We start from the raw sequence: 24055 nt of genomic DNA, 5'->3' as shown, positions 1-24055 counted from the left end.
ATCACCTTTCGTAAATGTTGTCTATTTCTATTTTAAATGGGGAAAGCAGGAATCACTTCAAGTCCTGTACTTTCTTTTAGCCCAAAAATTATATTCATATTTTGAACAGCTTGACCTGCTGCACCTTTTATTAGATTATCGATTGCACCTAGTACGATTATTCTATTGGTTCTTTCATCTATCTGGAAATTTATATCGCAATAATTGGAACCTTTTACCCATTTAGTTTCTGGAAATACTCCTTCTGGTAAAAGTCGGATGAACTGTTCATCTTTGTAACACTCTTCATATACCTCTTTTATATCTTCATATGTATATTTCTTATTAAGACTAGCATATGCTGTTATAAGAATACCTCTATTCATAGGTATTAGATGTGGAGTAAAAGAAATCGAGATGCTGCTATCTGTTACACCACTAAGTTCCTGTTCAATTTCTGGTGTATGTCTGTGAGATGCAATTTTGTATGCTTTGATTGATTCATTGCATTCAGTGTAATGAGTACCTAGATTAAGTGCTCTTCCTGCTCCAGTAACACCAGATTTGGCATCAACTATAATTGAACCCTTATCTATGAGATTATTCTTAACCAACGGCATCAATGATAGTATACTGCAAGTTGTATAACACCCTGGATTAGCTATTAGATTAGATTTTTTCACGTCTTGTCTTTTTAATTCACATAATCCATAAACAGCTTCCTCTATTAGTTCTGGACTGCCATGAGATACTCCGTACCATTTTTCATATACTGATAGATCATTCAACCTGTAATCCGCACCCAAGTCAATTATTTTAGTGTTTTCTAGGATTTTTGATGATATTTTATTAGATGCTATCCCATGTGGTAATGCAATGAATAATACATCAACTTTTTTTGATATCTCATCAATCTCTTCATCAACTAATTTATCAGATGCTATACCCATGAAATTACCATAAACTTGGTCATAATTAGTGTTTTTATATGTTCTAGATGAAATTACCTCAACTTCACACTCTGGGTGTTGCATTAATAATCTCATTAATTCTTGCCCTGCATAACCTGTAGCTCCGATAATACCTGCCTTTATCATATAATCACCTCTCGAACTTTTTTAATAATTATACATTAATATTAATATTTATGCAATAGGTTTTAATAATATTTAGTTAATTATTGTATATTATAGAAAAAGCTTGATTCCAGCTATATTTAATTGTAAAATATGGTATAATATAAAGATGTAAGGGGGAATTCTAATGGAAAATTTTGTGATTACATTAAGTTATAATTATGTCCTTTTCTTCTTATTTAATTTAATATTTACAGCAATAATTATAACCTTAGAAAGAAAATCACCTACAACAACACTCGCCTGGCTGTTATTTATGATTATGCTTCCGGGTATTGGATTTATTTTTTACTTGATCTTCTCTCAAAATATATCCAAGAGAAAAATATTCAAATATACATCTGAAGAGAGTAAGTTATATAAGTCAATACTTAATAAGCAGAGAAAAGAATTTGAAAACCATTCTTTCAAGTTCAATGACAAGTCAATGGCCAATTATTCTGATATGATTCTTTTTCATAATAAATTAAGTGAATCCTTTTATTCCCAGAATAATGATGTGCAGATTGTCACTGATGGAAAACAGAAATTCCATATATTATTTAATGATATAAAAAATGCGAAAAACCATATTCACATAGCTTATTATATTATGAAAAATGATTCCATAAGCTATGAGTTATATGACCTTCTTAAGCAAAAAGCTCGTGAAGGTGTAAAAGTTAGATTATTAGGTGACCATATCGGTTGTAGACATATAAAAAAGCAGACCTATAAAGAATTAAAAGAAGCAGGAGTTGAAGTTGCACTATTCTTCCCCTCAAGATTCAAACTTATCAATTCAAAAGCCAACTATCGTAACCATCGTAAGATTGCTGTCATAGATGGTGAAGTAGGTTTTATCGGTGGGTTTAATGTTGGCGATGAATATCTAGGACGAAATAAGAGATTTGGTTATTGGCGTGATACCCATTTAAGGATTAAGGGTGATGCTGTTGTTGGTTTGCAGATGAGATTTTTATTAGATTGGAGAAATGCCTCCAAAAAATCTCTAGAATCATCATTAGAATATTTTAAGGAAACTCCTAGTCCATCATTCGGTAAGATAGGTATGCAGATAGTTACAAGCGGACCTGATTCCATTAATGAACAGATAAAACATGGTTATATCAAAATGATATCCTCAGCTAAAAAGACAATCATTATTCAAACACCTTATTTTATACCTGATGAAAGTATCATGGAAGCTCTAAAAATAGCTTCTGTATCTGGTGTGGATGTACGTATAATGATTCCTAACAAGCCAGACCATATGTTTGTCTACTGGGCAACCTATTCTTATATTGGTGATTTACTAAAATACGGTATACGTGCTTTCACCTATGAAAATGGTTTCTTACACTCTAAGATGATATCCGTAGACGGAAAATTATCTTCTGTGGGAACCTGTAACTTTGATATCAGAAGTTTCAAATTGAACTTTGAAGCTAATGCTTTTATATATGACAGACAAACTACCAGAACCCTTGAAAGAGAGTTCGAGAAAGATTTACACCTATGTAATGAAATAACAAAAGATGATTATATGAATAGATCTCAACGTATAAAAATGAAGGAAACTATATCTAGGCTCTTTTCACCAATACTATAGATGCTTATGAATTATTCATATTGTATTACCAAAAAGTGTACAACTGTACGCTTTTTTTATTTTCACAATATTTTTTCTTCCTTAATTATATCTCTATACATTTAATTGTATAAAATAGCTAAATTCTGTATCTAAATTATATATTTTTATACTTATATGTATAATATTCATTTTTGATGAATATTTTTACTCCAACCTATTGAATATTTATTAGTTTTAATGTATAATTATAAAAAGTTATTAATTACATAAGTATAGGAGGCAATATATATGAATAACAATAATAATGAAACTAAGAAAAAAGTCGTATTAGCATATTCTGGTGGACTAGATACTACGGTTATTATACATTGGTTAATACAAAATTATAATTATGAGGTAATAGCTGTTTGTGTTGACGTAGGGCAAGGAAAAGAATTAGATGGATTAGAAGAAAGAGCTTTATCCTCTGGAGCTAGTAAGTTATACATAGAAAACGTTGTTGAAGATTTTGTTGATGATTACGTAATACCAACTGTAAAATCTGGTGCTGTATATGAAGGCAAATACTTATTAGGTACATCTATGGCAAGACCAATCATTTCTCAGAAATTAGTTGAGATTGCATTAAAAGAAGGTGCTGAAGCAATATGCCACGGTGCTACTGGTAAAGGTAATGACCAAGTTCGTTTTGAGTTAACTATCAAAGCTCTTGCACCTCATCTTAAAATTATTGCACCTTGGAGAATATGGGATATCCAGTCTCGTGAAGATGCTCTTGACTATTGTGCTGAACATGGAATTGAAGCACCAATGAAAAAGGAAGATAGTTATAGTAGAGACCGTAACTTATGGCATCTTAGCCATGAAGGACTTGATCTTGAATTACCTGAGAATGAACCTGACTATGATAACCTTCTTCAGATGACAGTAACACCTGAAAAGGCTCCTGATGAACCTACATATATTGAAATAGAATTTGACAAAGGGACTCCTGTTAAGTTGAACGGAGAAGAAATGAACTGTACCAACATCCTTACTAAACTTAATGAAATCGGTGGAAAAAATGGTATAGGTTTAATTGATATAGTTGAAAACCGTATTGTTGGTATGAAATCAAGAGGAGTTTATGAGACTCCAGGTGGAGCTATCTTATACTATGCTCATAAAGAACTTGAATATCTATGCTTGGATAAACAAACTTTAGCTTACAAAGATACTCTATCAATCAAATTTGCAGAATTAGTATATAGCGGAGAATGGTTTACACCACTTCGTGAAGCATTATCAGCTTTTGTTGATTCTACTCAAGAAACTGTAACAGGTAAAGTCAAGTTAAAATTATACAAAGGAAATATTATTTCAGCTGGTTCTAGTTCTCCTTACTCATTATATAATGAGAGTATTGCTAGTTTTACAACTGGTGAATTATATAACCACAAAGATGCTGAAGGATTCATCAACCTATTCGGACTTCCACTAAAAGTTAGAGCTATGATGTTTAATAATATTAATTCCAATAAATAATATTTGTATAAATCCTAATAATTTTTAAGGAGGGATGTATAATGAAACTTTGGGGCGGACGTTTTGAAAAAGCTACTAATGTGATGGTTGATGATTTTAACTCATCTATCCGTTTTGATAAAAGATTATACAAACAAGATATAAATGGCAGTATTGCCCATGTAACAATGCTAGGCAAACAAGATATCATTCCACAAGAAGATGCTGATGTGATTAAAAAAGGACTTCAAGAACTTCTACTTGATATAGAAAACAACAAAGTCGCTTTTGACATAGAAGCAGAAGATATCCACATGAATATTGAAAAACTTCTGATAGAGAAAATTGGTATCGTTGGTAAAAAACTCCATACAGGAAGAAGCAGGAATGACCAAGTTACCCTTGATATGCGTATGTACCTGAAAGAAGAGATCATAGACATAAAAAAATTGGTTATTAACCTTTTACAAGTTTTATTGGATATAGCTAAAAATAATACTGAAACTATTATGCCAGGATATACTCATCTTCAAAAGGCCCAACCAATAACTTTTGCTCATCATGTAATGGCATATTTTGAGATGTTAAAACGTGATATAGGAAGACTTGATGATACTTACAAAAGAACCAACTCTCTTCCATTAGGAGCAGGAGCATTAGCTACCACTACATATCCACTTGATAGAGAATACGTAGCTGAGTTACTTGATTTTGATAATGTATGCCTTAATAGTATCGATGCTGTTTCAGATAGGGATTATTGTATAGAACTGATCAACTCCCTATCCATGTTGATGATGCATTTAAGCAGATTTTCTGAGGAAATTATTTTATGGTGTTCTAATGAATTTCAATTCATTGAATTAGATGATGCCTATAGTACTGGCAGCAGTATTATGCCTCAAAAGAAAAATCCTGATATCGCTGAACTAGTTAGAGGTAAAACAGGTAGAGTCTATGGTTCACTAATAGGTCTACTTACTACCATAAAATCCTTACCTCTTGCATATAATAAAGATATGCAGGAAGATAAAGAAGCAACTTTCGATGCTATTGATACTGTAAAGATGTGTCTTCCTATCTTTACCGATATGCTTAAAACAATGAAAATCAACAAAGAAAAGATGTACGACGGTGCTGGTGGAGGATTTACTAACGCTACAGATGCAGCGGATTATCTGGTTAAAAAGAATCTCCCATTCAGAGATGCCCATGCAGTAATCGGTAAATTAGTTCTATATTGTGTAAACAACAATAAAAACCTTGAAGATATGACTTTAGATGAATACAAAAGTGTTTCCCCTATCTTTGAAGATGACATATATGAAGCAATATCTTTAGAGACTTGTGTCAATAAAAGAAATGTAATCGGTGGTCCATCAAAAGAAATGATGTGTAAAGTTATTAATATGAACCAAGAATATTTAGCTGCTGTTTTGGAAACAATTGATTAGTACTATTATGAAAGTTTACTTTTAAGAGTTTCTTTCTGTATAGCTAATAATATATAATTTTTCTCCTTTTGAAAGGGGCTTTTCAAACCATAATATATTATGGATGAATAGCCCCTACCTTTTTCAAATCTTTCAAGAACAATAGATAACAACCTGCTGTAGTTCTTTGTGCTAATGGTAATGTATATAATGTCTTGTTATAATATCTTAATTTGGTACTAGGAATATCTTTTACCTTTTTCTCTATCCTAATAGCTCTCTTAGCATTATACCTAATATAATTTTCTGGTGAATCCAACATTATAGGTGGTTTAGTAGCAATATACTCTTTTACCAAGTCATGAGTATATTTTACATAGTTTTCATATTGTCTATGTTTATTAAGCAATCTAATTTGAACATGCTGACTTATAGTAAGGTCTTGAATTATATGAACACAAGCACCTAGATAAAACATGGACTTGCTCCTATTTCCTTCTTGCCATAGTTTTAGAGCCTTATCATAATAATCTTTTGTCACCGCCAGCGAATGACTATGTCCGAATAATCCTCTTTCTATGTTAGGGTTATAAAAGTGTGCAATACTTCTGAAATCTTGATCTGCCCAGACAGACCCTTCATTAATATCATCTAGATAATCATGAAACAGATCATATTCATCTTCGTAGTTATATCTTTTCAACAATTGTAATCCATGTAAATTATTGAATTTATGAACTTCACAATCTGTAGATATAAATAATTTTTTGATCGGATTAATTATTTTCAAAAATCTTCTAAAAGATTTCCCATAATATTTTTCAAATCTTTTTCCCATTGTCATTCCTTCTTTGTCATCACTTGTGTCTTCTAAAATTATTATACCCAATATCAAGATACCTATTTATTTAATTTAGTAAAATTAATTATGTGATAATAGAACTCCTAATAGCATTCCCAATATAATTGAAATAGTTATTGATCTGCCTTTCCATTGATTCATTGATTTTACTATTATTTCTCCTGTTGTTACATAGAGCATGATACCACCTGCAATACCTAAGGATATGGAAATACATTCAGGAGATACCTGACTAAGTGTTAATCCTATAATTGCTCCAATACCCATGGACAGGCTTATAAAGCTTACGATTAATAGTATATAAACCATTCTGACTTTACTTTTTATAAGTGGCATGGCTATAATCATACCTTCTGGTATATTATGTACTAATATCGCAAAAGCGAACCTTAATCCTTCACTATCAGAAATACCTATCATTGAACCAATAGCAATACCTTCTGGTATATTATGTATCATAAATGCAATAGATAGCAGGATGGCACTTTTGATATATCTATTATCTGTATCTTTTTGGATTTTTTTACTCTTATCAAGATAATCTTCCAGTACTATAACAAATATTATACCTATTCCAATACCTATCAGCCCAATTTTCAAGCCACCTATCTCAAATGCTTTTGGTAATAATTCAAATGAAACGATAGCCAACATTAGTCCTGCTGTAAAAGCAAGCATGACACCTTCAAACCTTTTACCTCTATCAGATATTCTATATGTCATGATTACCCCTAATGAAAGACCAATTAATCCAGTTAAAGAGCTAACCAAAAAAGACAAACTATTACCCATATATAATCACCTCTTTTAATGTATATATGATAGAAGTCATATAAGTATGAGTTAATTAATTAAGGTAAAAGTTTCTTTGTGAGTATTCTCTAATGTATATTTAATTAATCTTTAATTTTTCTTTTACTTGTAATTAATGTACATAGTATAAAATGTCATTATGATGTAAATAAGGAGGAAATATAGTGAAAAAAGGTTTACTGTTATTAGTTACGATGATTGGAGTATATGCAACAATACATCATAAGTTCATAAGCAAAAAAGGTTCATATTGCCAATCTAGGTAATATGAACTCTTTTTTTATTTATTCTTTTTGTAAACAAACCACTCTATTAGGCTTATTAACAAGTATAGTATTATCATACTAATACCAATAGTCAATAACCAGTTATTGTTACTAACTGGACAAACACCTTCTGGAAGTTTACTTCTTTCATAATAAGTTTTCCCTAATGCAAATATAGATGTTCCTACAGCAATATAAAATATAATGTTAGATAATATACGTAGCTTCTTGTTCATAGGATAACCACCTTACGCATAATATTTGATATCTTTATTATACACTAAAAAAGTATTGTTTAATATGCTTTTTGATATTTTTTATTATATCATCTATTATTTTAAAACATGCAAATATATACAGAATACCCTCTATGCCCTCATAGCATCCTGTATATATGTGCAATTATCTATGTATATTTCCTTAACCCACAAACTATACTTGAATTCACATACCGAACAAGATATAATAAACTTAGTTTTCCTACAAACTATTATTTTATTATATCTATTTTTTTTGAATGATTGACTAGCTTTGTGGTTATTCTAATTATAATACTTATTTCAGTATTTGTCAATACTGATACGAATATACTTAGGAGGTTTTTATGGATACCATTGGAATACGTTTAGAAACAGCAATAAAGAAATTGAAAATAACTAAAAAAGAATTTGCTAATTCCATAGATTATTCTCCTGGAAATGTTACTGACTGGATAAAAGGCAGATATAAGCCATCAGCTAAGGCTCTTATCAATATGGAAAATGTATATAATCTTTCTCAAAAATGGTTAATACATGGTCAAGGCGATATATTCGTAATTAAGAATACATCTCCACTAAATAATGATGAATTAACTACAGATGAGTTAGATCTATTAAACGATTATCGTGATTTAGACGATTATCAAAAAGGTAAAGTTAGAGGATATATAGATGGATTAGTGGATAAATCAGTATGTAAGTAGGTCGCCTAAGAGCATATTGAATAATAGGTATCTAGGTCAAGTAATAATATACTTCATATACGTAGTTTTATAATCTTGTAATGATTTACTTACATCTATCCAGTAAACATTAGTCAACGTATTATCACTTGGGTCTATTTCTGTTCTTTCCAACACGCCACCCAAAGATTTGATTGTACGATCTGATCCTAAATTAGTTACTGAACAATCAATCATAACTTTATCTAATCCTATTTTTTCTGCTTCAAGCAATCCTAAGTATAGATTTATTTTATTATATCCATTACGTCTCTCAGTTGGTCTGATACCATAGCCAATATGTCCACCAAACTTCAACATTACAGGGGTTAGATTATGCCTAATACTTATCATTCCAACTAATTTATTATCGTTTTTCCTTATTAGAAAGAATACTTCTCCTGGGACTTTATTTATACTGTACGCATATTCTTTATCTCTCTTTTTTTCTCTTTCAATTAACCATTCTTCGTAAGTGATTTCTTTCAAGCATTTATCCATTCCACCTGTACCGTTAATATTTGAATTAAATTTAATATGCTCATTTAAATAATCCAGTGCTTGTTCTTTTCTATTTATTGAGGGAATCTCTAAAAAAAATTTGTACATATGGTTTTCATTCCTTTCGCTCAATGTAATGAAAGTCCTGAGTTTTATTTTTATCTCTACAATAACTAAATTAGAAAATATATAGGTATACTACTGAACAGAAAGAAGGAAGCAGATTTGTTTCCTCCTCTTTTTAGAATTCAAGTTTGAATATAACATTAGATGTAGCTTTTTTCACAATATTCCTACCTGGAAAACTAGAGTGTCAAACTACTTTTCCAACCCATACAATTCTTCTACCTTATCCCCCATTACTTTCACACAATCATTTATTGCTTCATTATATATTTCAGGACCAATCTTTTCTATGATAAAGTCCATAAAAAGCATTGCTGCTAAATCTCCTAATTCTTCATCTCTTTCCTCGTAAAAATACTCTTTAATAAGTCCTTTTATTATTTCCTGCTTCTCTTTTGACAATTCAATCTTACTATTATTCATATGTCATCTCTCCCTTATCTTAAGTAATCTATTTTATTTATTATACCTTTAAGTAGTAACATTGTGAAGTAGAATTATGTATTATCACCAATACCTTAATTATATCTATTGAAAGATAAGTCCAAAAATTCAAAATATCATTTACTTACAAAACAACTTATGCTATATTAATCATAGTAATACAAATGAATTACTTATAAAATTTGTTGGAGATGAAACTATGGATTTTACAAAGCAATTATTAAAATATAGGATTACTTCAGCGGTATTAATCATGTCCAGCATTATAGTATTGGGTATTTCTATAGAAACAAATATCAATATCATAATAGCCTTAGGGGTAATAATTGTTATTATTATGTGGAGTATTGCTGCATATGCATGGTTAAAACACCGTTGTCCAGTATGTCAAGAATCTCTTGACATAAGAAGTTCTTATACATATTGTCCACATTGCGGATGCGATTTAACAAATGTGGATGAAGATATACTATAATCCTATAATATAATAAGGTATAGCCATAAGACTATACCCTTATATTTCAATCAACTATTTTTTAACACCCTCATACTTCAATATTGACATACCTAATGGAGGAACCTTTATATCAATTGCCTGATTTCTTCCATCCCACTCCAAATCCATTGATCTAATTACTTTTTTATTCATTATACCACTACCACCATACTTCTCAGCATCACTGCTTAAAATCTCTCTGTACTCTCCTTTATATGGTACACCAATCCTATGCATAGTTCGTGGTATAGGAGTAAAATTACAAGTAAAAACCAGTGTATCTTTCAGCTCTATTCCTTTTCTTATGAAAGTGATAATACTTTCCTCGTAATCCCCGCAATTAATCCATTCAAATCCATTTTGTGAAAAATCATCATACCAAAAAGCTATTTCTTTATGATACAATTTATTCATATCTCTAACATAATCCTGTATCTGTCTATGGCTGTCATATAATAGTAGGTGCCAATCAAGACTTTTGCTTTCTGTCCACTCTTCGAATTGAGCGAATTCATTACCCATGAATTGCAGTTTTTTCCCTGGATGCCCATACATGAATCCATAAGCAACTCTAAGATTAGCAAATTTCTGCCAGTAATCACCAGGCATCTTACCTATCATTGAACCTTTTCCATGTACTACTTCATCATGTGATAGAACTAGAATAAAATTCTCAGTGTATGCGTATACCATACTGAATGTCAAATCATTATGATGATATTTTCTGTGAACAGGTTCTTTCTGCATATATCTAAGAAAATCATTCATCCAACCCATATTCCATTTCATGCCAAAACCTAATCCACCTAGATTAGTAGGTCTGGAAACACCAGTCCATGATGTTGACTCTTCAGCAATCATCATGATACCTGGATATTTTTCATATACTATTGAATTAAGATGTTTGAAGAATTCTACAGCTTCATGATTCTCTCTTCCACCATCTCTATTAGGAATCCATTCTCCATAATCTTTCCCATAATCAAGATATAACATTGAGGCTACTGCATCTACTCTAAGTCCATCAATATGGAATTTATCAAACCAATAAACTGCATTAGCAATCAAGAAGTTACTTACTTCACTTCTTCCATAATTAAATATCATTGTACCCCAATGTGGATGTTCTCCTCTTTTTGGGTCATCATGTTCATATAATGCTGTACCGTCAAATCTAATAAGGCCATGCTCATCTTTTGGAAAATGAGCAGGTACCCAGTCAAGTATTACACCGATATTGTTATTATGACAGCAATCAACTAGATACATAAACTCTTCAGGTGTTCCAAACCTACTGGTAACTGCATAATATCCTATGACTTGATATCCCCAAGAAGCATCATACGGATGTTCAGCTATAGGTAACAATTCTATATGTGTATATCCCATATCTTTCACATATTTAATTAATTGATCAGCTAACTCTCTATAACTTAAAAATTCGTTATCGTCTCCTCGTCTCCATGAACCTAGATGTACTTCATATATGGATACCGGTTCATCAATAGGATTCTTGTTCATTCTACTTTCCAACCATTTGGAATCCTTCCATTCATAGGAATTTACATTAGCCACTATAGAGGCTGTGCTTGGACGCAATTCTGAGTAATTACCATATGGATCACTTTTTTCTAATAGACTCCCTTGCTTAGTTTTTATCTCATACTTATATTTTTCACCAGATACTAATGAGGGGATAAATAATTCATATATCCCTGAATTACCCAGCTCCCTCATTTGATGTATTCTTCCATCCCAATGATTGAAGTCACCTATAACACTGACTCTCATAGCATTAGGCGCCCATACAGCAAACATAACACCTAATACTCCATCTATTTCTAGAACATGAGCTCCCAACTTATTGTATATTTCGTAATGAGTTCCCTTACCAAAAAGATAAAGGTCTACATCACTAATTTGACTCTGAAATCTATAGGGGTCTTCTATCTCCCACTTATAGCCTTCTTCATTTATTACATAGAATTTGTAGTCAATTATCTTATTGATGAGTATAGTATAAAACCCTGCTTCATGTACTTTTTCCATTTTTACTTTCTTAGAACTATTCTTGTCTTTTAAATACACTTCTTTTGTATATGGTAAAAATGCATTGACATAATATTTGTTTTTATATTCATGAATTCCTAGAATATGATGTGGATCTCTGTGATTAGAATTTATTAATACGTTTAATTCATCTTGATTAATATAGTCTTTCATATATACCACCCTATCGCTTTCTACAATTTATCATTTATCTATTAGTACAACCCCATTAATAATTATACTAATCAAAATCCATTATATGCTTGTAATTAAGATTTCATTCTATATAAATTGAATTAGGCAATTGCTATAGTGCTAGAAATTAATTAGTTCTATTCAATTTATAATATCAAGGAAAATATATTGAACTTATTGGAATATAGTATAAATATTTAAGTTTAATATATATAACGAACTACTTTTTATAGTATTGACAAAGAATGTGATAATGATTCTATATTATCTTAGATGACAGCTACAAAAGGCGATAAAAAAAACCAACAGTAAAATTCTACTGTCAGCTTTTCATATCAAATCTTATTGATAACCATTTACATACTCTAAAAGGTCATTGTTCTTGTCTAAGAATATGGTTGTATCTTTCAAGTTCTTGTAGATATCCATTCTCTGAATGAATTTATAGAACTCTAAGTCTTTATTTAGAGATTCTTGATAAATCTTAATTGCTTCTGCATCAGCCTCTGCTTTAGTTACTGCTGCTTTTTCAATTGCTGAAGCTATTAATTCTTTTCTTTGACGGTCTGTAGTAGCTTTGGCTTTTTGGTAAGCAGAATCACCTTCAGCTATTAATTTTTCACTTTCCTTTTCAATTTGCTTGGACATCTTACTTTCGATACTGGCAATATTATCTGTTGGGAAAGTTCTTCTATTAACACCTACATCTGTTACATATAGTCCAAAATCTTCCATTAATTTTTTATTCAACTCATCTAATTTTTCTGTTATGTGAGATTCTAAGATTTCACTCTGGAAAAATTCGTTGAATACTAATCTGTTACCAGATTGAATTACAACAGGGTAAAGTCTCTGGTCCATAACGTAATTAGCGCCACTTTCACTAATAACAGATTCATTGAATTTTACAGGGTCAATGATTCTATATTGTGCATACATCTGAATGTCTAAGAATCTACTATCCTTGGTATTGATTTTTTCTGTACGTGATTTATAAGTTAAATATTTAGAGTCATATTTTTCAACATTCTGTATGAAAGGAATCTTAAAATGCAACCCTTTCTCTCTTATGATTTTAACATCTTCTTTATTATTATCTATGAGATTCTGTTTTACTAGATCATAATCTTTTGTATTGATGATTGTAGTTTTAATTAGTCCAAACTGCTTAATTACTGCAACTTGATCTTCATTAATAATGTAAGTACTTGATGATAATAAGATTACACCTACAACTAACAATATTATAATGGCAATGTGTCTTTTCTTCATATCATGGCACCCCCTAATTATCCTTAGAACTTACTTGTTGTTTAATAAAGTTGTCGTCTTCCATATTGTAGAATTTATATATATCCGAGTCATTAGTGTTATCTAAAATTATATTATTATTAGTTATGAATTCTCTCATAGACTCGATATAATATTTTTCTTTTACAATTAGTGGATTGACTTTATATTCTTCATATAGAGCTTCGTATTGTGCCACTCCTGCCTTAGCATTAGCAGTAACTTCAGCCTTGTAACCAAAAGCTTCCTCTTCTAATTGCTGTGCTTCTGCTTGAGCTTGCGGAATAATTGTATTGTTATATTTTTCAGCCTCTTCTAATTTACCTTTCATATACTGATTGGCATTTTCCTTTTGTCTATAAGCTTCTTCAACAGCTGGTAATAACTCAACGTTTTGAGTTTCTACTGTCATTATCTCAATTCCAGCTTCGTAATTTCTTACTTTTTGCTGTAATTCTGGTAAAATTACATCGTCAATAATCTCTTTATTTGTTCTAGCATCATCTAATGAAAATGTTTGATAACTATTCCTGACTACATCTTCAAGAGCTAAACGAAGTGTACCTTCTACATCATCTACCTTGAAAAGGTAATTTCTTGGGTCATCAATCTTATATTGGATAATAAGATTAAGCATAATCAATGATGCGTTATTATTGGATCCATCAACGATTACCCTAGCTTCATCATTGGCTGTAATATATTCAGGGTTAGTATTTTTAGTTCCTGATTGAGCTGTTTTGAAACCATATTCCATCTTGAATACCTTACCTGTTGGAACTTTTCTTACTGTATCAGCAATAGGAACTTTCACATGTAGACCTGCTTTACTGACTACCTGTTGCACTTGTCCAAACCTAAGAACTACTGCTGATTCTCTATTATCTAACATATAAACACTGTTAAAGCCAACAAAAACCAATATTAAAACGATTACAACTAATGTAACTGATCTTTTTGCATTCTTTTTTAATTTGTTAAACTTTACATCGATAACATCTTCTTTATTACTATTAAAGTTATCACTCATATGTTACTCCCTCCTTCATAGAAATTGTATATTATTATAACATACTATTCCCTATATATTTATGAACAAATTGTTAAATTTATAAATAAACCATAAATAATTATTAAAATACGGCATCTTAAAGGTATAGAAAATTCTGGATTAATGAAAAATACTATGGAATAGTAAAAATAAACCAGCATACATTTTGTATACTGGCTATTATAATAATAAAAAACTTTAAATCAACTTAATTTATGAATAAATAAACCACTACGCAGTTTAGGTTCAAACCATGTTGATTTTGGTGGCATCAATTTACTGGCATCCGCTATGTTCATTAGTTCTTCAATCTTTGTTGGATACATTGAAAATGCAATCTTCATATCAGACTGTGCTCTGCGTTCCAGCTCTTTTAATCCTCTGATACCTCCAACAAAGTCTATTCTCTTATCAATTCTAGGATCACCTATATCAAGAATAGGCTGTAACAGATAATCATATAGTATTGAAACATCAAGGCTACTAACAGGATCATCAATTGATTTTAATTGGTCTTTTGCCGTAAGTTTGTACCACTTACCTTCTACAAACATACCAAATTCCAACTTATCAGTAGGTTTGTAAGGCTCACTGCCAATCTCCTCTACAACAAAATTCTTCTCTATTTCATTTATCAGTTCACTTACCTTATAATTATTCAGGTCTTTGACTACTCTATTATAATCCATGATATGTAACTGGTTATCAGGAAAAACAACTGATAAAAAGAAATTGAATTCTTCTGTTCCATTATAATCCGGATTAGCTTTTCGTCTCTTCATAGCTACTTTAACAGCTGATGCAGCTCTATGGTGACCATCAGCTATATAGAGACTATCAATGTTCTTAAAATGCAAGACTAACTGCTCTATAAGCTTATCATCTTCTACTACCCATACTCTATGACTAATTTCATCATCAGCTGTAAAATCATATATAGGTGTATTATCATTGACATACTTATCCATCAAAGTATTAATCTCTTGTTCAGCTCTATAAGTTAAGAAAATAGGTCCTGTATTAGCATCTAGATAATCAACATGATTAATTCTGTCTTGTTCCTTAGCTTCTCTAGTCAATTCATGTTTTTTGATATTATTATTCAAATAATCGTCTACTGAAGTACAAGTAACGATTCCTAGTTGTTTTCTTCCGTTCATTTCAAGTTCATATAGATATAAACAAGGTTTATCGTCTTGAATAAAATAACCTTTTTCAACAAATTCATCAAATTTGTCTCTTGCATGTTGATAAACCTTCTTATCGTATGTATCAATACCCATATCCATCTCAACTTCAGCTCTATCAATCCTCAAAAAGGAATAGGGTTTTCCCTTAACCTCTTCTACTGCTTCTTCTCTATTATAAACATCATAAGGCAAAGCAGCTATATTTTCAGCATACTCAGCAGAAGGTCTTACACCACAAAAGGGTCTAATTATCGCCATTGATTTCACTCCTAATTAGGAACGATTAAGACTAGTTCCTACTCATCTTAATTATTTTAATACTCTAACTTTAACTATACCTTCAATTTCCTTCAATCCATCAACTATTTCATCAGTAATCTTGCTTTCTACATCAATCAAAGTATAAGCCCAATCTTTTTTGCTCTTATTGATCATATCAATAATATTGATATTCTTAGAAGCAAGAGCAGTTGTTATATTACTAACCATATATGGGATGTTTTTATGATTAACTGCTATTCTGCCAGCAGCATTACATGCACCCATATTACATTCTGGATAGTTTACTGAATTAGTTATATTACCATTTTCAATATAATCTTTTACTTCACTTACTGCCATAACAGCACAATTTACTTCTGATTCTGGTGTTGATGCTCCTAGATGAGGAATACATACTACATTCTTCATATTAAGAACCTTATCATATGGGAAATCAGTTATATATCTTGCAACCTTACCAGATTCCAGAGCTTTTTCCAGATCAGTATCATTACATAAACCAGCTCTGGAGAAATTCAATAATCTAACTCCATCTTTCATAAGATTTATCTTTTCTTCATTAATCATGCCTTTTGTAGCATCCATTAATGGAACATGTATAGTTATGTAATCTGATTTCATGAACAATTCATCAAGGCTATCAGATTTTTGGATATTATGATTTAATTCCCATGCAGATTCAACTGATATGAATGGGTCATATCCTAATACTTCCATTCCAAGTCTTTTAGCGGCATTAGCAACTAAAACTCCTATAGCACCTAATCCTATAACTCCTAAAGTTTTTCCTCTAACTTCAGGTCCTACGAAATTGGATTTACCGGCTTCTACAAGTTTAGGTACTTCTTCACCTTTACCTTTTAGAGTCTTAGCCCAGTCTATTGCTCCTACAATATCTCTTGAAGCTAATAAAAGACCAGCCATAACTAATTCTTTAACTGCATTGGCATTGGCACCAGGTGTGTTAAAGACCACAATCCCTTTTTCTGAACATCTATCAATAGGAATATTGTTAACCCCTGCACCTGCACGACCTATAGCTTCTAGACTATTAGGCAATTCCATATCATGCATCTTATAACTTCTTAGTAATATACCATTTGCGTCAGCATCATCAACTATTTTAAACTTATCATTAAATAAGTTAAGACCTTCCTCAGCAATATTATTAAGTGTCTTAATCTTATACATTATTATCCGTCCTTCCTATGTATTATTTCTATAAAAACATGTCTACTTATTGTTTTCTTCAAACTCTTTCATGAAATCAACTAATTTCTTAACACCTTCTAAAGGCATTGCATTGTAGATACTAGCTCTCATACCACCAACAGTTCTATGTCCCTTAAGGTTAACCATACCTCTGTCTGCAGCTTCTTTGATAAATTCAGCATTAAGTTCATCAGTAGGCAATACAAAAGGAATATTCATTAACGAACGGTCTTTTTGGGCTACTGTTCCTTTGAACAATTTGCTAGAATCAAGATAATCATAGATCAATTTTGCTTTTTCTTCGTTTCTTTTTTGAATAGCACCAATTCCACCTAATTCTTTTATCCATTCAAAAACCATACCAGCTACATAAATACTATAAGTAGGAGGTGTATTGAACATTGAACCCTTATCAGAATGTGTTTTATACTTAAGCATTGTAGGTGTTATATCCTGAGGGTCACCTATTAAATCTTCTCTAATGATAACAACTGTTACACCAGCTGGTCCCATGTTTTTTTGTGCACCAGCATAGATTACGCCATATTTGTTAACATCCACTTCTTCAGATAATATATTGGATGACATATCAGCTACGATAGGCACGTCCCCTACATCTGGTAATTCATTGAACTTAGTTCCGTAGATAGTATTATTTGATGTTATGTGGAAATAATCTGCATCTTTTGTAAAAGTTTCTTTATCTAATTCTGGGATATATGTAAAAGTTTTGTCTTCTGATGAAGCAACTACGTTAACTTCACCATATTTCTTAGCTTCTGCTATAGCTTTTTTTGACCATGCTCCTGTATTAACATAATCTGCTTTTTTGGAACCAGTTAATAAGTTAAGAGGAATCATAGCAAATTGAGTGGAAGCTCCACCTTGTAAGAATAATACCTTATAATTATCAGGAATATTCATTATTTCTCTAAGTGTCTTTTCTGCTGTATCAATAATATCTTGGTAAGCTGCTGATCTATGGCTCATCTCCATAACAGACATACCAGTATTATTGTAGTTAGTCATTTCTTTAGAAGCTTTTTCTAGTACTTCTATAGGTAACATAGATGGTCCTGCTGAAAAATTATAAACTCTGTTCATTCTTTATCACTCCAAATCGAAATTTTATATGTAACATATTTAACTATTTACACTTTGTCTTTGCAAGACAAACACCATTGTCTGTCTTCAAACAAAATATTCAAACTATTTAATGTATAATTAAGTAATTATGATTAATAATTATATTATTGTTTGTTAAAAAAATGATAAACTTGCTTGAGCCTAACATCTTATATAGTTTAATATGTTAATGCACTAAATATAATATATTATAAAAACCCTAACTAGTCAAGAACAAAAGTTAGTTCCTTATGTGATACAAAAATGTATATTTACTTTTTACACCTTATAAATATACCACATTTTTCTCTATTTGTTAAATATTTATCAGCTTATAACAAAAACGAAAAACTTTTCTAAGCCAAACAGCAACATACTGTCCATATTAGAAAAGTTTAATCATTTTTGTCCTTCAAAATACTATTCTATAAATAAAATCATATAGTATTCATCGGCATAAGTTCCATCATTATATTTCAATGCATTTTTCTTAGTTCCGTATTTCTCAAAACCTAGATTTTCGTACATTGAAATAGCTCTGGTATTTTGTGTAACAACTTCTAGTTCCAATTGTTCAACACCTTTTTCTTTACACCACTTAATACATTCATTCATTAGTATTTTCCCAATACCCTTGTTCCAATATTTCTTTCTAACAGATATACCCATAGCTGCTCTATGAAGATATCTTTTATTATTTGAAACTATTCCAACTGAGCAATTGGCTACGATTATATCGTCTATTTCACCAACTAACAATTGGTTATTATCAGCATTCATAGTACTTTTAATAAATTCTCTTTCTTGTTCTAATGTAAAATTAAATTCACCAGGCTCACGTGCCAAGAATCTTGTTTCACTATCAACTGTCTGTAATAAATCAATTAAACCTTGTCCGTCATTTTCTTGTGCATTACGTATAACAAGTTTTTGACCATCTTTTAAAATATTCTCATCATATACTTTCATAAAAAATGCTCCCTATTTGAATTATTATTCAACAATTACATCTTCAATTGGTTTTCCTGGAGCTACCATTGGGAATACTTTATCATCTTTGTCAATAACACAATTTATGATTACTGGCTTAGTTTCTTCGATAGCTTTTTTGAAAACATCTTCCACTTGGTCTTTACTAGTTATATTAAAACCGACAGCTCCCATTGACTCAGCTAATTTTACATAGTCAAGATCTTGATTAAGAGTTGTGAAGGAATATCTTTCGTCATAGAATAGCGTTTGCCATTGTCTAACCATACCTAGAACTCCATTATTAATAACTAGTACTATGATCTTGATGTTATGTCTTACAGCTGTTAATAATTCATTAAAGTTCATTCTAAAACTTCCATCACCAGCTATATTGACAACTATTTTATCTGGATTACCTACCTTAGCACCAAGACATGCCCCAAATCCATAACCCATAGTTCCAAGACCACCTGATGTCAAGAATTTTCTAGGCTCTTTGAATTTGTAATACTGTCCAGCCCACATTTGATGTTGACCTACTTCAGTAGTAATTATGGCTTCACCTTCTGTAATCTCATCTAATTTTTCAATAGCGTATTGAGCACTAACGCAATCTGTAGGATATTTTAGAGGATATTTTTCTTTTAAGTATTTTATTTCGCTTAACCACTCTGTATGATTTTGTTCCTCTAACCTATCATTCAACTGTTGTAGTACTTTTTTGATGTCGCCTATCACAGAATGATAAGTCAATATATTCTTATTAACCTCTGCAGGGTCAACATCTATTTGAAGTACTCTTGCTTTATTAGCGAATTTATCTGGTTTTCCAATAACCCTATCACTGAATCTGGCTCCAACTACAATAAGCAAATCACATGCAGTTACACCCAAGTTACTAGCTTTTGAACCATGCATTCCTATCATACCTGTATATAGGTCATCATTTGTTGGGAATCCACCAATACCCATCAAACTACATGTAACTGGTGCTTGAACTTTCTCAGCAAAATCCTTTAATTCTTTAGCAGCTTCTGAGATTATTACTCCTCCGCCTGCATAGATATAAGGCTTTTTAGAATTCTTAATTAATTCTATAGCTTCTTCAATAGATTCTGTTGTAATATTCTTAGAGCATCTGCTGACTTTTTTTGGTACCACAGGCTCATATTCTGCTTGGTTAGCTGTTACATCCTTTGGTATGTCAATAAGAACTGGACCAGGTCGTCCCTCTTTAGCTGTATAGAAAGCTTCTCTAATAATGTCAGCCAGATCATTGACATCCTTTACAATATAATTGTGTTTAGTAATAGGCATAGTCACACCAGTTATATCAACTTCCTGAAAACTATCTCTACCAAGTAGTGATACAGGTACATTACCTGTAATAGCTACCATTGGTACAGAGTCCATATAAGCAGTAGCTATACCTGTAACCAAGTTAGTTGCACCTGGACCAGAAGTGGCTATAACAACGCCGACTTTTCCAGTTGACCTAGCATAACCATCAGCTGCGTGAGATGCTCCTTGTTCATGAGATGTAAGAATATGCTTAATACTATCCATGTTTTTATATATTTCATCATATATGTTCAGAACAGCACCACCTGGATATCCAAATACTGTATCAACACTTTGCTCTTTCAAACATTCAATTACAATCTGTGCTCCTGTTAATTTCACTCTATCATCTCCTTCTTACATCTTCATGTAAATCTATTTTTTATTTCTATTCTAAAATCGCTCCTGTACTTGCAGATTTTACTAATTTAGCATATCTTGCTAAGTAACCTTTTTTAATCTTAGGTTCCTTAGGAACAAAAACTTTTCTTCTTGCTTCTAATTCTTCCTCAGTCACCTTAAGATTTATCGAACCTTTTTCTATATCAATCTCAATAGTATCATTCTCTTTTACAAGTCCTATATTTCCACCGTCAGCCGCCTCAGGAGATACATGTCCAATTGCCGCTCCTCTTGTAGCTCCACTGAATCTACCATCTGTAATAAGGGCTACTTCTTTATCAAGTCCCATACCAGCAAGAGCTGAGGTTGGTGAAAGCATTTCTCTCATACCTGGACCACCTTTTGGTCCTTCATAACGTATTACTACTACATCACCTTTTTTGATCATTCCATCATAGATAGCTTTTATAGCTTCATCTTCTGAATCATATACTCTAGCAGGTCCAGTATGTTGTAACATCTGTTTAGCTACAGCTGATTTCTTGACTACACAACCATCTGGAGCAATATTACCTTTTAACACTGCGATTCCTCCAGTTTTACTGTGCGGATCATCTATTGGTCTGATTACATTTTCGTCTCTATTAACTGCTTTTTCTATGTTTTCACCTACTGTTTTACCAGTAACTGTCATTAGATCTGTATTCAATAAATCCTTTTTGGATAACTCTTTCATAACAGCCTGAACACCACCAGCTTTATATAAATCTTGTATATGATAAGGTCCTGCTGGACTTAATTTACATAGGTTAGGTGTTTTACTGCTTATTTCATTAGCTATATCAAGATTAAGTTCTACTTCAGCTTCATTAGCTATGGCAGGTAGATGCAACATACTATTAGTACTACATCCTAGAGCCATATCAACTGTCAAAGCATTTTGGAATGTTTTTTCATTCATTATATCTCTTGGTCTAATGTCTTTTTCAAGTACCTTCATTACTGCCATACCTGCCATTTTTGCAAGTCTTATTCTCTCAGAATATATAGCAGGGATTGTACCATTGCCAGGAAGTCCTAACCCTAATACTTCTGTTAAGCAATTCATACTGTTTGCTGTGAACATTCCTGAACATGAACCACAACTTGGACAAGCGTTATTCTCACATTCATATACTTCATCTTCACTCATTGAACCAGCCTTAAACGCACCTACAGCTTCAAAAACACTATTAAGGTCAAGGTCTTTACCTTTTTTATTTATTGATATCATAGGACCACCACTTACTACAACTGTTGGTAAGTTAAGTCTTGCAGCAGCCATCAACATACCTGGAACGATTTTATCACAGTTAGGAACCATAACAAGAGCATCAAAACCATGCGCCATAGCCATTGCTTCTATAGAGTCAGCAATCAATTCTCTAGTTACCAATGAATAATGCATTCCTACATGTCCCATTGCAATACCATCACATACTCCTATAGCTGGGAATACTATTGGTGTACCACCTGACATTAGTACTCCTGTTTTAACTGCATCAACTATAGTATCAAGGTGCACATGACCTGGAACTATATCATTTTGTGAATTAACTATACCTATTAAGGGTCTCCTTATCTCTTCATCCGTGTATCCCATTGCTTTAAATAAAGATCGATGAGGGGCTCTTTCTATACCAGTTTTTACACTATCACTTCTCATAAAATATCACCCTATCTTCTTATAATTTACTTGCTATCAAACTACCCATTTCTTTTGTTCCAATTGATTTCATACCTTTACTCATAATATCACCAGTACGATATCCATCTTCCAACACTTCTTCTACAGCTTTTTCTATAGCCTTAGCTTCATCTTCCAAATCAAATGAATATCTTAACATCATAGCTACAGATAATATAGTAGCTATTGGATTAGCTTTGTCCATTCCTGCTATATCTGGTGCTGAACCATGAATAGGCTCATACATACCAAGCTTAGAACTACCTAAACTAGCTGAAGGAAGCATACCGATTGATCCAGTTATCATACTAGCTTCATCTGATAATATATCTCCGAACATATTACCTGTAAGGATAACATCAAATTGTTTTGGATTGATTACCAACTGCATAGCACCATTATCTACATATAGATGATTAACTTCAACCTCTGGATAATCTTTAGCCATCTCTTCTACTACTGATCTCCACAATCTTGAATTCTCCAATATGTTAGCTTTGTCTATACTAGTAACTTTCTTGTTACGCTTCATAGCAATGTCAAATCCAACCTTTGCTATTCTCTTTATCTCATCAACACCATACTCCATAGTGTCAAAAGCTTTCTCACCTTGTCTACCTCTTTCACCAAAGTAGATACCACCAGTCAATTCTCTTACAACTACAAGATCAAGTCCACCATCTCCGATTATCTCATCTTTTAATGGACACGCATCTCTCAATTGATCAAACATTGTTGCTGGTCTAATATTAGCAAATAACTCTAACTCACTTCTAAGTCCTAATAAAGCTTTCTCTGGTCTATCAGCTAGATTATCCCACTTAGGACCTCCAACTGCACCAAGAAGAACTGAATCACTCTTCTTACAAACATCTATAGTTTCCTGCGGAAGAGGCTCCCCCACTTTATCTATCGCAATCCCACCAGCTAAAACCTCTTTATACTCAAAACTATGTCCAAACTTTTCTCCTACCTTATCAAGAACCAACTTACCTTGCTCCACGATATCTGGTCCAATCCCGTCACCAGGAATAACTGCTATATTATAATTCATCCTAAGTCCATCCCTTTCATTTCACATTTATCACACTAAATATATATACCATAATCATGACGGCAGAAGGGTAAAGTGACATAAATCACGCAGACCGACCGCTTCTCAGGGT

Annotated in this window: 21 protein-coding genes; 5 read left to right on the top strand and 16 right to left on the bottom strand. The window is 31.9% G+C overall.

The genetic code is table 11. The features are described 5' to 3' along the window. Positions 1-32: 32 nt before the first annotated feature. A complete protein-coding gene (argC, locus tag HYG85_RS19530) occupies positions 33-1076 on the bottom strand; it encodes an N-acetyl-gamma-glutamyl-phosphate reductase (protein WP_212691077.1) in 1044 nt (347 codons plus the stop codon). A gap of 166 nt (positions 1077-1242) precedes the next feature. Here argC and cls point away from each other — a divergent pair, with 166 nt between their 5' ends. The 3 genes from cls to argH all read left to right on the top strand — a co-directional run bounded on the left by cls (position 1243) and on the right by argH (position 5645). Then, positions 1243-2706, top strand: coding sequence for a cardiolipin synthase (cls, locus tag HYG85_RS19525; RefSeq protein ID WP_113671313.1), 1464 nt, complete (start codon positions 1243-1245; stop codon positions 2704-2706). Positions 2707-2976: 270 nt separating this feature from the next. Beyond that, entirely contained in the window at positions 2977-4212 is a 1236-nt protein-coding gene (locus HYG85_RS19520; protein WP_212691076.1) for an argininosuccinate synthase, read from the top strand. Positions 4213-4250: 38 nt separating this feature from the next. Further along, positions 4251-5645, top strand: a complete 1395-nt coding sequence (argH, locus tag HYG85_RS19515; protein ID WP_334300191.1) for an argininosuccinate lyase — start codon at positions 4251-4253, stop codon at positions 5643-5645. A gap of 97 nt (positions 5646-5742) precedes the next feature. On the opposite strand, the gene HYG85_RS19510 is transcribed toward argH, so the two are convergent. The 3 genes from HYG85_RS19510 to HYG85_RS19500 all read right to left on the bottom strand — a co-directional run bounded on the left by HYG85_RS19510 (position 5743) and on the right by HYG85_RS19500 (position 7801). After that, the gene (locus tag HYG85_RS19510; RefSeq protein ID WP_212691074.1) at positions 5743-6513 is read right to left on the bottom strand and encodes a zinc dependent phospholipase C family protein; all 771 of its coding nucleotides are present in this window, start codon (positions 6511-6513) and stop codon (positions 5743-5745) included. 33 nt (positions 6514-6546) lie between these two features. Then, positions 6547-7278: a ZIP family metal transporter gene (locus HYG85_RS19505; RefSeq protein ID WP_212691073.1), complete on the bottom strand. Its 732-nt coding sequence runs from the start codon at positions 7276-7278 to the stop codon at positions 6547-6549. Between the two features lie 301 nt (positions 7279-7579). Beyond that, on the bottom strand, positions 7580-7801 hold the full coding sequence (locus HYG85_RS19500; RefSeq protein WP_113671317.1) for a hypothetical protein: 222 nt from the start codon (positions 7799-7801) through the stop codon (positions 7580-7582). A 368-nt stretch (positions 7802-8169) separates the two neighbouring features. Between HYG85_RS19500 and HYG85_RS19495 the strand changes: the two genes are divergently transcribed. Beyond that, positions 8170-8529: a helix-turn-helix domain-containing protein gene (locus HYG85_RS19495; protein WP_212691072.1), complete on the top strand. Its 360-nt coding sequence runs from the start codon at positions 8170-8172 to the stop codon at positions 8527-8529. 36 nt (positions 8530-8565) lie between these two features. Here the strand turns inward: HYG85_RS19495 and HYG85_RS19490 are convergent, their stop codons facing one another. Together HYG85_RS19490 and HYG85_RS19485 are read right to left on the bottom strand one after the other, a co-directional pair. Further along, positions 8566-9156, bottom strand: a complete 591-nt coding sequence (locus tag HYG85_RS19490; RefSeq protein WP_212691071.1) for a GNAT family N-acetyltransferase — start codon at positions 9154-9156, stop codon at positions 8566-8568. Positions 9157-9366: 210 nt separating this feature from the next. Beyond that, positions 9367-9597 carry a DUF2164 domain-containing protein gene (locus tag HYG85_RS19485; RefSeq protein ID WP_113671320.1) on the bottom strand — a complete coding sequence of 77 codons (231 nt, stop codon included), beginning with the start codon at positions 9595-9597 and terminating at the stop codon, positions 9367-9369. 220 nt (positions 9598-9817) lie between these two features. Here HYG85_RS19485 and HYG85_RS19480 point away from each other — a divergent pair, with 220 nt between their 5' ends. Then, positions 9818-10093 carry a hypothetical protein gene (locus HYG85_RS19480; RefSeq protein ID WP_212691070.1) on the top strand — a complete coding sequence of 92 codons (276 nt, stop codon included), beginning with the start codon at positions 9818-9820 and terminating at the stop codon, positions 10091-10093. Positions 10094-10147: 54 nt separating this feature from the next. Here HYG85_RS19480 and glgB read toward each other — a convergent pair whose 3' ends face one another. From glgB to leuB, 10 genes are all read right to left on the bottom strand, one after another. After that, entirely contained in the window at positions 10148-12337 is a 2190-nt protein-coding gene (gene glgB / locus HYG85_RS19475) for a 1,4-alpha-glucan branching protein GlgB (protein ID WP_212691069.1), read from the bottom strand. 363 nt (positions 12338-12700) lie between these two features. After that, positions 12701-13630 (bottom strand): SPFH domain-containing protein, encoded by a 930-nt coding sequence (locus HYG85_RS19470; RefSeq protein WP_212691068.1) that lies wholly within the window; start codon positions 13628-13630, stop codon positions 12701-12703. A gap of 13 nt (positions 13631-13643) precedes the next feature. Then, positions 13644-14678 (bottom strand): protease modulator HflK, encoded by a 1035-nt coding sequence (hflK, locus tag HYG85_RS19465; protein ID WP_212691067.1) that lies wholly within the window; start codon positions 14676-14678, stop codon positions 13644-13646. 224 nt (positions 14679-14902) lie between these two features. Further along, the gene (locus HYG85_RS19460; protein ID WP_212691066.1) at positions 14903-16147 is read right to left on the bottom strand and encodes a DUF1015 domain-containing protein; all 1245 of its coding nucleotides are present in this window, start codon (positions 16145-16147) and stop codon (positions 14903-14905) included. Positions 16148-16198: 51 nt separating this feature from the next. Next, positions 16199-17362: a phosphoglycerate dehydrogenase gene (locus HYG85_RS19455; RefSeq protein WP_212691065.1), complete on the bottom strand. Its 1164-nt coding sequence runs from the start codon at positions 17360-17362 to the stop codon at positions 16199-16201. A 42-nt stretch (positions 17363-17404) separates the two neighbouring features. Then, positions 17405-18487, bottom strand: coding sequence for a 3-phosphoserine/phosphohydroxythreonine transaminase (serC, locus tag HYG85_RS19450; protein WP_212691064.1), 1083 nt, complete (start codon positions 18485-18487; stop codon positions 17405-17407). A gap of 441 nt (positions 18488-18928) precedes the next feature. Next, on the bottom strand, positions 18929-19477 hold the full coding sequence (locus tag HYG85_RS19445; protein ID WP_212691063.1) for a GNAT family N-acetyltransferase: 549 nt from the start codon (positions 19475-19477) through the stop codon (positions 18929-18931). Between the two features lie 24 nt (positions 19478-19501). After that, positions 19502-21163, bottom strand: a complete 1662-nt coding sequence (gene ilvB / locus HYG85_RS19440; RefSeq protein WP_212691062.1) for a biosynthetic-type acetolactate synthase large subunit — start codon at positions 21161-21163, stop codon at positions 19502-19504. A gap of 46 nt (positions 21164-21209) precedes the next feature. Beyond that, positions 21210-22868 (bottom strand): dihydroxy-acid dehydratase, encoded by a 1659-nt coding sequence (gene ilvD, locus HYG85_RS19435; protein ID WP_212691061.1) that lies wholly within the window; start codon positions 22866-22868, stop codon positions 21210-21212. Positions 22869-22887: 19 nt separating this feature from the next. Further along, positions 22888-23943, bottom strand: coding sequence for a 3-isopropylmalate dehydrogenase (gene leuB / locus HYG85_RS19430; protein WP_212691060.1), 1056 nt, complete (start codon positions 23941-23943; stop codon positions 22888-22890). Between the last annotated feature and the right edge of the window lie 112 nt (positions 23944-24055).

The organism is Vallitalea guaymasensis, from assembly GCF_018141425.1.
Taxonomy (GTDB): Bacteria; Bacillota; Clostridia; order Lachnospirales; family Vallitaleaceae; genus Vallitalea; species Vallitalea guaymasensis.
This window is presented reverse-complemented; position numbering and strand designations above follow the sequence as displayed.

Bases quoted from the DNA above. Each gene is read 5' to 3' on its own strand.
- argC (WP_212691077.1), bottom strand. From the start codon at position 1,076: ATGATAAAGGCAGGTATTATCGGAGCTACAGGTTATGCAGGGCAAGAA.
- cls (WP_113671313.1), top strand. From the start codon at position 1,243: ATGGAAAATTTTGTGATTACATTAAGTTATAATTATGTCCTTTTCTTC.
- HYG85_RS19520 (WP_212691076.1), top strand. From the start codon at position 2,977: ATGAATAACAATAATAATGAAACTAAGAAAAAAGTCGTATTAGCATAT.
- HYG85_RS19505 (WP_212691073.1), bottom strand. From the start codon at position 7,278: ATGGGTAATAGTTTGTCTTTTTTGGTTAGCTCTTTAACTGGATTAATT.
- HYG85_RS19500 (WP_113671317.1), bottom strand. From the start codon at position 7,801: ATGAACAAGAAGCTACGTATATTATCTAACATTATATTTTATATTGCT.
- HYG85_RS19495 (WP_212691072.1), top strand. From the start codon at position 8,170: ATGGATACCATTGGAATACGTTTAGAAACAGCAATAAAGAAATTGAAA.
- HYG85_RS19490 (WP_212691071.1), bottom strand. From the start codon at position 9,156: ATGTACAAATTTTTTTTAGAGATTCCCTCAATAAATAGAAAAGAACAA.
- HYG85_RS19485 (WP_113671320.1), bottom strand. From the start codon at position 9,597: ATGAATAATAGTAAGATTGAATTGTCAAAAGAGAAGCAGGAAATAATA.
- HYG85_RS19480 (WP_212691070.1), top strand. From the start codon at position 9,818: ATGGATTTTACAAAGCAATTATTAAAATATAGGATTACTTCAGCGGTA.
- glgB (WP_212691069.1), bottom strand. From the start codon at position 12,337: ATGAAAGACTATATTAATCAAGATGAATTAAACGTATTAATAAATTCT.
- HYG85_RS19470 (WP_212691068.1), bottom strand. From the start codon at position 13,630: ATGAAGAAAAGACACATTGCCATTATAATATTGTTAGTTGTAGGTGTA.
- hflK (WP_212691067.1), bottom strand. From the start codon at position 14,678: ATGAGTGATAACTTTAATAGTAATAAAGAAGATGTTATCGATGTAAAG.
- HYG85_RS19460 (WP_212691066.1), bottom strand. From the start codon at position 16,147: ATGGCGATAATTAGACCCTTTTGTGGTGTAAGACCTTCTGCTGAGTAT.
- HYG85_RS19455 (WP_212691065.1), bottom strand. From the start codon at position 17,362: ATGTATAAGATTAAGACACTTAATAATATTGCTGAGGAAGGTCTTAAC.
- serC (WP_212691064.1), bottom strand. From the start codon at position 18,487: ATGAACAGAGTTTATAATTTTTCAGCAGGACCATCTATGTTACCTATA.
- HYG85_RS19445 (WP_212691063.1), bottom strand. From the start codon at position 19,477: ATGAAAGTATATGATGAGAATATTTTAAAAGATGGTCAAAAACTTGTT.
- ilvD (WP_212691061.1), bottom strand. From the start codon at position 22,868: ATGAGAAGTGATAGTGTAAAAACTGGTATAGAAAGAGCCCCTCATCGA.
- leuB (WP_212691060.1), bottom strand. From the start codon at position 23,943: ATGAATTATAATATAGCAGTTATTCCTGGTGACGGGATTGGACCAGAT.